Below are 13649 nucleotides of genomic sequence, written 5' to 3' on the forward strand. Positions count from 1 at the left end.
CACTATCGCGAATCAAGAGACATTAGAGAAAGGTTTGCCGCTCTCTTTGTAGGGAGGCCACGGCCCGCCATGCCTTGCATAAGACGAGGCTGGTGAGTCGTGTCCATCCTGTATTAAAGAGAGCGGTTGAAGAATCGTCTCTGCCTCTCTCTGTCGTGTATTGAGGATGGTCGGTCGGGCCCGCCCTCTGATCCAAAAGACGTTTCGATCCGTTGCCCCGAAAGGTGCTTATGCCAAATCTATCCCATCCCAGTCGCCGACAGTTCCTCACCGCCGCGACGGCCACCTTGGCGATTCCCACGATTCTCCCACGGAGTGTCTTCGGGGCGAACGAGCGGATTGTCACAGGGCACATCGGGGTCCGCAACCAGGGGACGGCCAACCTCAAAGCCTTCTTGGATCCGAAGCTGACCACGTTGGTCTCGCCGGCCGCGATGTGCGACGTCGACAGCCGGCACTTGAAGACCGCCATCGAGATCGTCGAAAAATCGCGTGAGAAGAAGAAGTGCGACGGCTACGACGACTATCGCAAGGTCCTCGATCGCAAAGATATCGACGCGGTCGTCATCTCGACACCCGACCACTGGCATGCGCTCATGGAGATCCATGCCTGCCAAGCCGGTAAAGACGTCTATTGCGAGAAGCCGCTTTCGCTGACGATCCGCGAAGGGCGGCAGATGGTCGAGGCCGCGCGGGCCAATAACCGGATCGTTCAGACCGGCTCGCAACAGCGTTCGTCGCCCGGGTTCCGTGAAGTCTGCGAACTGGTCCGCTCGGGACGGATCGGCAAGGTTCAAAAAGTCCTCGTGGGGATCCCCAAGGTCAACTTTGAAGGCGATGCGCTCCCCGACTCGGCTCCGCCCACTTACCTCAACTACGACCGCTGGCTTGGCCCTGCCTTGTACCGGCCGTACAACTCGAAGCGCGTTCATTATCTATTCCGCTTCTTCTGGGATTACTCGGGCGGCCAGATGACCAACTTCGGCGCCCACAACATCGACATCGCCCAGTGGGGGCTGGGGACTGACGATACCGGCCCGATCTCGACCGAGGCGACCGCCACTTTCGACCCCCAGCACAAGTTCGAGGTCCCCAACAGTTGCCGGGTCACCCACACCTATGCCAACGGGGTGACCTTGATCATCGGTCAGGACCAGCCGGATATCCGCGGTGGCACCACGTTCATCGGGACCGATGGAACCCTCTTTGTCGATCGCAGCAAGAAGACGAGCACCCCGTCCACGATCCTCAAGACCCCGCTCTCCGAGGGGGACGTCCACCTCTACGAGAGCACAAACCACTATCAGAACTTCCTCGACTGTGTGAAGAGCCGTAAGACGCCGATCTGCGACGTCGAGATCGGCCACCGGAGCGCGACGATCTGCCACCTGGGGAACATCGCGATTCGCCTCGGTCGCAAGGTCCAGTGGGATCCGGCCGCCGAGCGAATCATCGGCGATGACGAGGCGGCCGCGATGGCCTCTCGGCCGCACCGCTCGCCCTACACGATCTGAGCCGGCGGTTTCCGATCCGACTCTCCCGGGTCACGGGAAAGAGAAAAGCCAATAAAAAAAGGGGGCCGACAGGATGCGGGAAACCGCGTCCTGTCGGCCCCCTTTCTTCGTTGCGTTTGGACTTGGAGACAGGTGGACAGGCGTCTTCTCTCTCGCCTTGCCAAGGCGGGTGGCCGGTTCCATGCGCCATCTTGTAGAATGGAGATTCGACGAGGCCATTATTCCCGAAGGAAACCGTCATGTCTCTCTTGGATTCACTCAAGAAGTACACCACCGTTGTCGCCGATACTGGGGACATCAACTCGATCGCCAAGTTCAAGCCCCAGGATGCCACGACCAACCCCTCGTTGCTGTTCAACGCGGCGAAGCAGGCGGAGTATGCTCACCTGGTCGAGCAGGCGCTTCAGGACGCCGCTGCGGAAGGGGGCGATCAGGCTGCGCAAACCGAAGCCTTCATGGACCACCTGTTTGTCGGCTTCGGCCGTGAGATCCTCAAAATCATTCCCGGCCGCGTCTCGACCGAAGTGGACGCGGGTCTGAGCTTCGATACCGAGCGGACCATCGCCAAGGCCCATCGCCTGATTGCGCTTTATGAGCAGGCCGGCGTTGACCGCAACCGCGTCTTGATCAAGGTCGCCAGCACCTGGGAAGGGATCCGCGCGGCCGAGCAACTCGAGCGCGAAGGGATCCACTGCAACCTGACCCTGCTCTTCAGCTTCGCCCAGGCGGTCGCCTGTGCCGAGGCCGGCGTGACCTTGATCTCGCCGTTCGTCGGTCGGATCTACGACTGGTACAAGAAGGAGCGTGGGGTTGCCGACATCCCGGCCGATGAGGACCCCGGGGTTGAATCCGTGACCCGGATCTATCAGTACTACAAGAAGTACGGGTATCAGACCCAGGTGATGGGGGCGAGCTTCCGCAAGGTCGAGCAGATCAACCTCCTGGCCGGGTGTGACCTCCTGACCATCAGCACCGACCTGCTCGCGAAACTGGGTGAGACCGAAGGCGAACTGACCCGCCGGCTCTCCCTCGAGTCGGCCAAGGAGAGCAAGGACGCGAAGATCCATCTCGACGAGAAGACCTTCCGCTGGATGCACAACGAAGACCCGATGGCCGTCGAAAAGCTGAGCGATGGCATTCGCAAGTTCTACGTCGATGCCCGCAAGCTCGAGAAGTTCGCCCAGTCGATGGTGGCTCAGAAGGTGGGGAGCTGAAGTCGTAGACCCCCATTGGGATTTCTTCCGGGCGAGCGGGGAGCGGATCGCTCCCTGTCTTCGGGATGTCGTGTTGGAGCGGAGCCGAAGCCAGGGATCTCACGCTCTTCGCTCGCCTGGAAATCGAAAACAAGAGGACGCCGTTTCTCCCGTTGCGCAGGGCTAAGTAAGTCAGGGGAAGGACGGGAACAAGTCCTCTGCTTCTGGTATTCGGAAATTAGGACTGGTATTTTGCAAACTGGTCCGCGGCAGCGTTAAAATAGGTAGACGAGGCTCGAGTTTTGCCCAAATTGCTCTGGCGCAGTTGGACTGCGGAGCATCGGCTTATGCCTGGAATTATCGAATTTCCCAAGCTGGTCGAAGCCGCCCTGACCCAGCACGGCGACCTCTTCGCCAATGAGTGCCAACGTCGCCACTTCGCCGAGTACCTCACCGGCCTGTTCGTCGCCGACCGGAAAACCGTCCTCGGCATTCATGACGAGTTCGCCCAGACCACCGACCAATCCTGCCTCAATCGCTTCCTCACCGCCGCCCAGTGGGACCCCGAGACGCTCAACGATCGAAGGCTCGAGCAACTCCAGAAGGAGCCCTCCACTCGCTACAGCGTTCAGGGCGTCATCCCGATCGACAATACTCTCGTCGATCGGGACGGGATGCTGATTCCCGACGCCAACTGGTTCTGGGACCACACCGAAGAGCGGAACAAGATCGCCCAGGACTATCTCTTCGTCAACTACGTCTGCACCAGCGGCAAGCACTACCCCCTGGAGTTCCGGCTCTTCCGCAAGCAAGAGGTCTGCGAAGCCTTGGACGAGCCGTTCCGCAACCATACCGCCTTGTGCTGCGAGCTGATCGATTGGGTCTGCGAGCGGGGAATCCCCGGCGACTTCGCCATGGACTGCTACTTCACCAACGCCGAGGTCCTCAACCACATTGATGGGAAGCAGGATCGGTTGGGACGGCCCCACGGTTACGTGGGCGATCTCAAGACCAACCGCAAGTTGGAGTGGAAGGGGGGGATCCTCAAGGCCAACGAGTTGGCGGCGTCGATCCCGGTGGAGGACCGCAAAGCGATGAGGATCGGCGACCGTCGCCAGTGGTACTTCACGGTGACGGTCCGAATCCCCGGGGTGAACCACAAGGTGCGGATTGTCATCCTCTGGCACTACCGCAACGACGGGACGTGCTGCAAGATCCTGGTGACGAATCGGATTACCTGGGAGGTGAGTCGGATCGTGCGGGTGTACCGCCATCGCTGGACAGGCACGGAGACGTTCCATCGGGACGGCAAGCAACAACTCGGGTTGGGTGACTGTCAGTTGCGTGATGTCCAGGGCCAGACCCGGCATATGTACCTGGTCATGCTGGCGTACAGTCTGCTCATGAGCGAGTTGAAGCAGGGTCGTGCGAAGGAGTGGGCACTCCATCGGCTGATGACCATCGGCGAGGCCTGTCGGGCGATGACGAGGGAAGCCCTGCGGACGACGCTCTCGTGGGCGATCGAGCAAGTCACGCAATTTGAGCAACCCTATGAACATGTCGTGGCTCAGCTGGGGTTATCCTGACTTTGCAAAACACCAGTTAGGATATTCGTGGGGGCGATGGATTTCACAGTTTTTCATCGCTCTGGAACCATTCACGGACGGTCCGGTCCGGAAGGGTGACGCCACCATCGTGATCCGGTAGAATTGGAGAATAGCCAGGTCGATTGGATCGTCAAATTAAGGTGGATTTTATGCTTTCAGGCATGTCCGCTTTTACGCTCGTGCATGTCGCGATCAGTCTGGTTGCGATTGGCTCGGGATTCGTTGTCTTGTTCGGGCTACTCACCGGCAAGCGACTCGACGGCTGGACTGTGTTCTTCCTGGCGACCACGGTTGCGACGAGCGTGACCGGATTCGGCTTCCCAATCCATGGCTTTACGCCAGGTCTTGGGCTCGGCGTCATCTCCTTGCTGGTTCTGGCGGTGGCGATCTATGCCCGGTACGCTCGCCGCCTTACCGGGGTCTGGCGTCGTGTCTATGTCGTCAGCGCTACAGCCGCCCTCTATTTCAATTTCTTCGTCCTGATCGTCCAGTCCTTCCAGAAGGTACCCACCCTCAAGGCGCTGGCTCCGACGCAGACGGAATTGCCCTTTGCGCTGACGCAACTCACCGCGCTCGTGGCTTTCTTGATCCTTGGATTTCTGGCCTCGACCCGGTTTCGCGAGTCGCCAGCCAGCATCGCTTGATCCTACCGGGTATCGTGACCTTCCCGTTGCCCGCGTCGATCCCAACCTCCGCGCCCCTCCGGAAATCATGCTGTCGGTGGTGAGATAGCCGTTTCAATCCAGGGCCGCGGACCGAGCGATCGCGGCCTTTGCGTTCAAACCCTCGAGGATGGATTGGCGAAGGATCCGGAACCGATCCGCATCAAGCCGGGGACCGGGGTGGTCCGCCCACGTCTGGAAATAGTCGTGACGAGGCTGCTTCCACGTCAGGATCCGGATCAGCTCCCGTTCGAGATCGTCCGCCGGCAACCTCGCCCGGAGAGGATCCAAGGCTGCGAGCACCTCGGCGAAGGAATCACACTTCTCGATCAGTTTCTCGAGGATAAGGCTCCGGGTCTCCTCAGCCAGCTCGGCCACCAGAAGTGCGTCCCAGAGGCGTCGGGCATCCTCCGACTGGGGCCGCCCGTTTGCCCAGTAGGACAAGGTGTAGTAAGCCATCGATCGGTGAATGTCGAGGCCGCCTCGACCAATGGCCTCATGGGCCAAGTCGACGAGATCAAGTCGGGCTGGGGCGTCGACCGGGACGGTGTGTAGGAGGTTCTCGAGTGTCCAACCGACCTTGTACGCCACGAACTGGTTCCGGGTGCTGATCAGGCCCGCAATCCGATCCAGAGCGCCGGCCAGGAGGGGCGGTTCATTGTGGAAATGACAGAACAGGTCGAGCAACTCGCGCTGCAAGTTCGCGACACCGGTCCCCAGGCAGCGATCGACTACCGCGAGCACCGCCTCCGGCCGATCGTGAGTGTAGCGGTTGAGCCATGCGACTTCGATCATCGGCCAGCCGGCCGGCAGCCGTTCGAGAGTGTCCCAGGCGGCTTCCCGGCGCCCTGGGCACTTGGTGGAAGCCTCCACAAGGGCTCCGACGTTCGCGGACTCGGGCGGGGTCCGCGAGGCCACGCGGTTGAGCACCGCTTCGAGGCGGCCTGCGAGGTCAGGCTTGGCCTGGGAGAGAATCGAGGAGGTTAATCTCAGGAGTCGGAAGTCCTGGCCGGGAATCGCTTCGTCGGTCCATTGCTCCAACAGCGTTACGGCCCGGGTGGGATCTTGGAGGAGGATCTCGGACAGAAGCCTGTCCCCCAGGGCCGTCGGCGGATCCTGCCGGAATAGGGCCTTGCAGAGCGGCTCGAATCCCCGGTCTCGGTGTCGATACAGCAGCGCCGCGGCCACGTCCTCGATCCCGACGTTTCCGGTCGTTTCCTTCAGCCGGGTCCGATCGGCCAGCCAGGGCAGAAGTGAGCCGAATACCTCGTCGGCGCGACGGGTGGCGAAGAGCTTGTAGACGGCTGAACCTGGGGTCTCCGTCCACGATTTGATCATTTCGCGGTCGAAGTCGTCGTCGCCTCGGTCGAGCCAGTGCCCCCACTCAAAGGGATAGGGATCGTCATGGACGAACCAGGGCCGGATCAAGTCGAGGATCAACGAGGAGGACGCCCGGCCCCGGCCGGCAAGGTGCGCCAGCCCGTCAACCACCGACCCGGAGAAACGGTGGCGGGAAGGGACGACCCGCCCGACAACAGCCCGGAGTTGGGCCGCATAGTCATCGGGGGCGTGGAACTCAACCAGCAACCGGAGGAGCGTGGAGGCCAGGATTTCGGGCGGGGTATCCGGATGGCCGACGATTTGGTTGACGACGAGCTGGACGAGCGCGTGGTCTCCGGCGTGTTCACGGCGGACGACCGCCAGGGCCATCGCCTCGGAGAGGGAGTCGTGGCCCTCAGCGTGGCCCTTATTCTTGTGACGGAAGCCGATGATCCTGTCAGCCCCCTCGGCCGTGATCATCCGGTTATCGGTCGCTTCGGCCATCACATATTCGGCGACCGCGTCGAATCCGAACCGGAAGCCGCTGCCCGCCGCTTCCAGCACGCGCAGGTCGAGCAGAGCGTTGCGGAGGGGCCGGTCCGAACGGAACCGGTCGTCGACCGTTGCTCGGTCGAGGACATTGGTACTCCCGTGGAGCGCGTCGGCCCCCAGCCCTGCGAGGGCAGACCGGACGTCGTCCACGGTGTAGGCCTGTTCGGTGGCCACGGAGGCACGTCGGCAGGTCTGCTCCAGGTAGCGGCTGAGGGCTTGATGCGCCGTCCAGGCCGGGCCGATCGAATTCCCGCCGGCCGGACCAGCCACTTCGGCCCAGACCCGCAGAAAGAAGGGATGCCGGCCGAGGTCGGCCTCAACCGGGGGCGCGGCGAGGCCATACTTCTCGGCGGCCTGACGGTGCTCGTCCGGGTCGAAGTCGCCGACGGTGATCCCCTCCCTCGGTGCGCGCTGAGGCCGGTCGTCCTCACGTCGTAGCCCAGCGTTCAGGAGGGGATCCTTCCACTCGTGACAGAGGTCGTTCGGGATCAGGTCGGAGACCCCTGCCCAGAACTGGGGGCGGGATGAGACAACCAACCGGACATCGTTCTCGCGGAGCCAGGCGACCGTCCGGGTGACCCACGACCGGGCCTGGATCAAGTGAGCAAACGCGGCCTCGTTGAGGCCGTCGACCAAGACGACGAGAGAGCTGGGGGCGAGCTCGACGATCAGTCTCCCGAGGCCCGGGAAAGCCGTTGGGACGTCGGACTCGAGGGCGTGATCCAGCACGGCAGCCAAACTACCCTTGTCGGGGTTGAAGTGCATCGCCCGGACCAGGATGACCGCCCGCTCCTCCCTCATCAGGTCGGCGACCCGAGCGAGCAGATTGGTTTTGCCGACCCCGGTCGGTCCGATGATTGGCAGGAGTCGCCGGGAGCTTGCCAGGAAGGCCTCGATCTGCCGTTCCACGTTCCTCGAGGCATAGGTTGATGGGTCGTAGATCGACCCATGGCGGAAGTCGCCGGTCAATTCCCGAAGGGGAGCGTCGGTCTGCCTCCGGCAGAGCACCCGGGCGCCGGCTGGGTTGAGGTGTTGCCCGTAAGCAGGGACCTCGGCTCGGTTGGCGTGCAGGAGGTCGGCCAGCGGTCCCTCTGCCGGGCCTGGGAATAGGCTGACGGCAAACCCATGGATCGGATCGGCAGCGGCCGAGGTCTGGGCGGCGTCAACCAACCCGACCATCGCCCCGGTCTCCATGTCGACTAGCGGGGCGCCGCTCAGGCCAGGGCCTACCACTGCGTTCGTCAGGGTGAACACGTCCAGGTCGGCCTTGTCCAGCCAGGACGCTCGGATCGTCGTTGGACCGCCGACGACAGCCGTGGTCGGGAGGCTGTCTCGCAGCACAGCGACTGGACGCTGGAATCCGGTCGACCAGACCGTCCGGCCAGCCTCGCAAGGCCCTGCGCAGGCCAGGATCTCCACGTTGGCCGGCCCATCGACGTGGAGCACAGCCAAGTCTCTCCGGAATGCCTCCGGGTCGACGATGACCTCGGCGGCGACGACCAGCGGAGCCTCCGTTGGCCCGGAGGCCGGGAGCTCGACATCCACCGCGCCGCCGGCCATTGCCACCACGTGATGGCAGGTCAACAGGAGGCCCGGGCCGACAAAGACACCGGTCCCGGCCACCTGATCCGTTCCCCTGCGGCGCACGCGGACCACCGCCCGTCGCGTCCTGGCTTCGTCGAACAGCCGAGAGGGCGGTCCCGTCATTGCGGCGTTCCGCTCTTGGGTTTGAAGACCAGCTTGGCCTTGAGTGATGCCTGAACCTCGGCCTCGACGACGAACAGACGGCCCGTGCTGGTTGCCTGCAGTCCGATCTCCAACTCGGCCGAGTCGAGCGACTCGGCCAGTGGCTTGAGGGTGCTCAGGAAGGCTCGGCCGACGGCCTCGAGCTGCTTCAGGCCGCTCTCGAACGTTTGAGCCGATTTCTCGTATGCTTCGTCCAGGGACGAGACGGGACGTACCCCCTCTGTATCACGCTCGCTGATCTGCATTAGGATCGTCTCACCGCTCTCGGTCTTGATCTCGACGAGCTTGGCCATGCTCCTGCTCCCTTCGGCTGGCGAATCCAACGGGCGCCCCAATCCGTCAGTTTCGATCGGATCGCTGTTCGGCAGCTCATCCGGACGGGCTACGCTTGATTTTAGAGCCGACCATTGGCCTGTGTATGTGGAAAATTTGCATGGCATGTCATTTTTGAATAACATGTCTTTGTTTCAGTTGAGACTCTTGCCCGCCGAATCTTTCGCTCCTCCATTGTGGGGAGCAAGGTGACCTGGATTTTCGGAAACTATTTTGTTGCTTTAGTGTTTATGTGTTGTAATGTTGTGATTGCTGCGTTTTTGTTGCCGAACGGCGGGTTCGGAAAACCCACGGTGACGTCCCACGAGCGATTCTCGCGGATCAGTCTTGTCGCATCGGCACCTCCGGGTTACCTTTCGAGATGCCTGTCCGGACGAATAGGAGGGGAGTCGTTATGCCAGAGAATGTCGTCTTCACAGCCGTCTTTCCCCTGGGCGACACGGACCCCGACGCCTTGCCGGTGAAGAAGATCGGGCCAGCGGTCGGCTATTACACGCAATGCCTTGGATTTTCGCTGGTTGCGAAGGATCAAGGCTCCGCCGTCCTGCGGCGGGACGATGTTCAGCTTGGCCTGGCGGTGAACGGCCAAGATCCCGAACAGGCAAGTTGCTACTTTGCCGTTAGCGACGTCGAGGCGCTTCGGCGAGAGTTGGACGCCAAGGGTATCGAGCCGAGTAAGATCGACGTGCAGGAGCACGATGGCAAGCTGTTCCGCGTCTTCTTCGCGAGGGAACCCTACGGCGTCTGCTTCTGCTTTGGCCAGCCGGCGTAGGGAGGAGGCCTGCGATGGAGACGAGCGAACGAAAATTCCTCGCCACACCGGAGAAGGGCGAGGTCTCCGCCTTGCTGGTTCGGCCCCGCGATGCGAGTCATGTGCTTGTCCTCGGGCACGGGGCCAGCACGAATATGCGCCACGCCAACTTGCAGACGATCGCCGAGCGGATGGCCGACGTTGGCATCGCGACGTTCCGCTACAACTTTCCCTACATGGAACACGGCAAGGGCCGCGACTCTCAAGCGGTCTGCACGCAGACCGTCCGCTCGGCCGTCGCGGCGGCGAGTGAAGCGGCCCCCGGCCTACCGATCTTGGCGGGGGGCCATTCCTTCGGCGGGCGGATGACTTCCATGGCCGCGTCGGAATCCCCGCTTGATGGAGTGATCGGCCTGGTTTTCTTCGCCTTCCCCCTGCACCAGCCCGGCAAGCCGGATACGCAGCGAGCCGAACATCTCGGCGCGGTCAGGGTCCCGATGCTCTTCCTCAGTGGAACCCGCGACGAACTGGCGGCCATGAATCTCTTGGGACCGGTCTGCGAAAAGCTCGGGAGCCTTGCGACGCTTCACCCGCTGGATACCGCCGATCACGGGTTCAAGACCCTCAAACGCTCACGCAAGAGCGAGGAGGATGTCTTCGTCGAGATGGGCCGCGTTGCGCGGGAATGGGCCTCCGGGCTGGGGTGACGCGAGTCCGGGCGATCACTTGGGTCAGCCGTATTGGGAACCGATTGGCTCGGGTGAATCAGCGGAGTGGTTTCATGCCTCGTGCTGAGGAGGCGCGGGCTCCGGGACGGGCTTGGGTGTCGGGGGGCCGCTTCGCCACTCGATGAGGCGCTGGACGACGACGTAGAAGACAGGGACGAAGAAGACGGCCAGTACGGTGGCTGCGATCATGCCTCCGAAGACGGCCGTTCCGAGTGCCTGACGGCTCGCCGCGCCGGCCCCCTTGGCGACCACGAGTGGGGCGATGCCGAGGATGAACGCGAACGAGGTCATGAGGATGGGGCGGAACCGGAGCCGCGCCGATTGGGTGGCGGCCTCGACGATCCCCTGCCCTTGGATCCGCAGATCACGCGCGAACTCGACGATCAGGATTGCGTTCTTGCTCGCCAGGGCGATGATCAGGACGATGCCAATCTGAGTATAGACATTAACATCCATTCCCCGCGATGCGACGGCGATCACGGTTCCGAGCAAGGCGAGCGGGACGACCAGGATCACGGCGATCGGCAGGAGCCAGCTCTCGTACTGGCCGGCCAGGACCATGTACACCAGGAGCACCGCGAGGGCAAAGATATAAACTGCCTGCGAGCCGACCAGCTTCTCCTGGTACGACATCGCGGTCCACTCGTAACCCATTGACGAGGGGAGCTTGTCCTCGGCCATTTGCTCCATCAGCTTGAGCGCCTCGCCGGAGCTGAAACCGGGTGCGGCCTCGCCGGTGATCGAGGCGGAAGGGTAGAGGTTGTAGCGGGTGATGATCTGCGGCCCGAGTACCTCCTTGACGTTGGCGATCGTGCCCAAGGGGATCATATCCCCTCGCCGGTCGCGGACCTCGAGCCGCTTGATGTCCTCGGGGCGCTTGCGGAATCGCTCGTCCGCCTGAACCCGGACCTGGTAGGTGCGGCCGAACTTGTTGAAGTCGTTGACGTAGGCCGAGCCGAGCGAGGCTTGCAGTGTGCCGAAGATGACGCTGAGTGGGATGTCGAGGCTTTTCGCCTTGACTCGGTCGATGTCGGCAAAAAGCTGGGGGACCCCCGCGCGGAAGGTCGTGTTGAGGGCGTGGAGGCCCGACTGGGAATTGCCGTCGGCGATCATCTCGTCGGTGACCACCTGGAGCTCCGACAGGCCGACTCCGCCGCGATCCTCGAGCTGGATCTGGAAGCCACCAGCCACTCCGAGCCCTTGGATGGCCGGCGGGGGAAAGGCGAAGACGATCGCTTCCTCAATTTCCTGGAACTGTTGCCGGAGCTTGGCCAGAATCGCCTCCTGGCTCTGGTCGCGTCCGCTCCGTTCCTCCCACGGCTTCCAGATCACGAACAAGGTGGCGGCGTTTGAGGCGACCGTCGAGTCGAGAATGGAGTTGCCGCCGATCTGGACCCAGGTGGCGACCCCCGGCGTATCCTTGAGGATCGACTCGACGCGATCGACCACTGCGCGGGTCCTCGCTTGCGAGGCGGCGTCGGGAAGCTGGAGGCCGACGATTGCATACCCTTGATCCTCGGTGGGGAGGAAGCCCGTGGGGAGTCGCGTGAACAACCAACCGGTCAAGGCGACCAGGGCCACGAAAGCGAGCATCACCACGAACGTCTGGCGGAGCAGGCCGCGAACCATCGCGACATAAACAGCCTCGCAACGGTCGTAGACGGCGTTGAACCCTCGGTAGAACGCGTTCTTCCGTTCCGGGGAGGGGCGAAGATAGGACGCGCACTGGGCCGGCTTGAGGGTCACGGCGTTGATGGCGCTGATGACGGCGGTTGCGGCGATGGTCAGGGCGAACTGGCGGTAGAGTTGGCCCGTGATCCCGCCGAGGAAGGCGGTGGGTAGGAAGACGGCCATCAGGACGAGTGTGATCCCGATGACCGGGCCGAGCACCTCACCCATCGCCTTGATTGTTGCCTCCTTGGGGGGGAGGCCGTCGTGATCGATGTGGTGCGCAGCGTTCTCGACGATCACGATGGCGTCGTCGACTACGATGCCGATGGCCAGCACCAGCCCGAACAGGGTGAGCATGTTGACGCTGAAGCCGAGCGCGTACATCGCGGCGAAGGCGCCGATGATTGTGACGGGGACTGTGGTTGCGGGGATGAGCGTCGCTCGCCAGTCCTGCAGGAACACGAGGATCACGATCAGGACCAGGACCCCTGCCTCGAACAGGGTCTTGTAGACTTCATGAATTGACTCTTCGACGAAGATCGTGGTATTGAACGGGATCGAGTATTCCAGGCCGCGCGGGAACGACTTCTTGAGTTCGTCCATCGCTGCGCGGATCTTGGTGGCCACGTCAAGGGCGTTGGCGCCGGGGAGCTGGTAGACGGCGACTCCGGCGGCGGGCTTGCCGCCCACGTCGCACCACTGGTCGTAGGTCTGGCCGCCGAGCTCGACGCGGGCCACGTCCTTGACCCGGGTGAGCCGAGCGGCGCTGCCGAGCTTCTCGGCCGGCTCGGTCTTGAGGATGATCTCGCCGAACTGCTCGGGATTGGCCAAGCGACCCAGGGTCGTGACGGTGTATTGGAAGTCTTGCGCGGCGGAGGCGGGGGGTTGGCCGATCTGGCCGGCGGCGACCTGGACGTTTTGCTCGCGGATTGCGTCGAGCACGTCGAGGTTCGTGAGGTTTCGCGCCTTGAGCTTCTCGGGATCGAGCCAGATCCGCATGCCGTAATTGCTGCTGCCGAAGATGCTGATATCACCAACTCCGCGGATCCGGCTCAGCACGTCCTTGACCCGCAACGTGGCGTAGTTACTCAGGAAGAGGCTGTCATAACTGTCGTCCGTCGACGTCAGGGCGACCACCATGATGATGCTGGTCGACTTCTTCTTGGTGGTGATCCCTTGGCGCTGGACCTCTTCGGGAAGTTTTGGCAGGGCGATCGCCACCCGGTTCTGAACGAGCACCTGGGCCATGTCGAGGTTGGTGCCGACCTCGAACGTCACGGTCAGGTTGTACGACCCGTCGCTGGCGCAAGTGGATGACATATAGAGCATCCCCTCGACGCCGTTGACCTCCTGTTCGATCGGGGAGGCGACAGTGTCGGAGAGGACGCCGGCATCGGCTCCGGGGTAGTTGGTCGAAACCTGCACCGTGGGCGGCGTGATCGAGGGGTATTGCTCGATCGGTAGCACGAACAGACAGACGGCGCCGATCAGGATCGTGGCATAGGCGAGGACATTGGCGAAGATCGGCCGCTCGATGAAGAAGCGGTACAGCATCGTGGGGCGCTCGATCGG

9 protein-coding genes are annotated in these 13649 nt (G+C 62.7%); 6 read left to right on the plus strand and 3 right to left on the minus strand.

Annotation, left to right across the window (positions count from 1 at the left end; translation table 11 throughout):
- Positions 1 to 230 precede the first annotated feature (230 nt).
- The 4 genes from SINAC_RS04695 to SINAC_RS04710 all read left to right on the plus strand — a co-directional run bounded on the left by SINAC_RS04695 (position 231) and on the right by SINAC_RS04710 (position 4958).
- Positions 231 to 1514: a Gfo/Idh/MocA family protein gene (locus tag SINAC_RS04695; protein WP_015244539.1), complete on the plus strand. Its 1284-nt coding sequence runs from the start codon at positions 231 to 233 to the stop codon at positions 1512 to 1514.
- A 239-nt stretch (positions 1515 to 1753) separates the two neighbouring features.
- Positions 1754 to 2728, plus strand: a complete 975-nt coding sequence (tal, locus tag SINAC_RS04700) for a transaldolase (protein ID WP_015244540.1) — start codon at positions 1754 to 1756, stop codon at positions 2726 to 2728.
- 326 nt (positions 2729 to 3054) lie between these two features.
- Positions 3055 to 4293, plus strand: coding sequence for an IS701-like element ISSiac1 family transposase (locus SINAC_RS04705; RefSeq protein ID WP_015244411.1), 1239 nt, complete (start codon positions 3055 to 3057; stop codon positions 4291 to 4293).
- Positions 4294 to 4463: 170 nt separating this feature from the next.
- A complete protein-coding gene (locus SINAC_RS04710) occupies positions 4464 to 4958 on the plus strand; it encodes a hypothetical protein (protein WP_015244542.1) in 495 nt (164 codons plus the stop codon).
- Between the two features lie 93 nt (positions 4959 to 5051).
- Here SINAC_RS04710 and SINAC_RS04715 read toward each other — a convergent pair whose 3' ends face one another.
- Together SINAC_RS04715 and SINAC_RS04720 are read right to left on the minus strand one after the other, a co-directional pair.
- Positions 5052 to 8555 carry a serine protease gene (locus SINAC_RS04715; protein ID WP_015244543.1) on the minus strand — a complete coding sequence of 1168 codons (3504 nt, stop codon included), beginning with the start codon at positions 8553 to 8555 and terminating at the stop codon, positions 5052 to 5054.
- Positions 8552 to 8887: a CU044_2847 family protein gene (locus tag SINAC_RS04720; protein WP_015244544.1), complete on the minus strand. Its 336-nt coding sequence runs from the start codon at positions 8885 to 8887 to the stop codon at positions 8552 to 8554. The genes SINAC_RS04715 and SINAC_RS04720 overlap by 4 nt, the downstream gene beginning before the upstream one ends.
- A gap of 434 nt (positions 8888 to 9321) precedes the next feature.
- Between SINAC_RS04720 and SINAC_RS04725 the strand changes: the two genes are divergently transcribed.
- On the plus strand, positions 9322 to 9699 hold the full coding sequence (locus SINAC_RS04725) for a VOC family protein (protein ID WP_015244545.1): 378 nt from the start codon (positions 9322 to 9324) through the stop codon (positions 9697 to 9699).
- 14 nt (positions 9700 to 9713) lie between these two features.
- Positions 9714 to 10385, plus strand: a complete 672-nt coding sequence (locus tag SINAC_RS04730; protein WP_015244546.1) for an alpha/beta hydrolase family protein — start codon at positions 9714 to 9716, stop codon at positions 10383 to 10385.
- Positions 10386 to 10457: 72 nt separating this feature from the next.
- Here SINAC_RS04730 and SINAC_RS04735 read toward each other — a convergent pair whose 3' ends face one another.
- On the minus strand, positions 10458 to 13631 hold the full coding sequence (locus SINAC_RS04735) for an efflux RND transporter permease subunit (protein ID WP_015244547.1): 3174 nt from the start codon (positions 13629 to 13631) through the stop codon (positions 10458 to 10460).
- Positions 13632 to 13649 lie beyond the last annotated feature (18 nt).

Source organism: Singulisphaera acidiphila DSM 18658 (assembly GCF_000242455.2).
GTDB lineage: Bacteria > Planctomycetota > Planctomycetia > Isosphaerales > Isosphaeraceae > Singulisphaera > Singulisphaera acidiphila.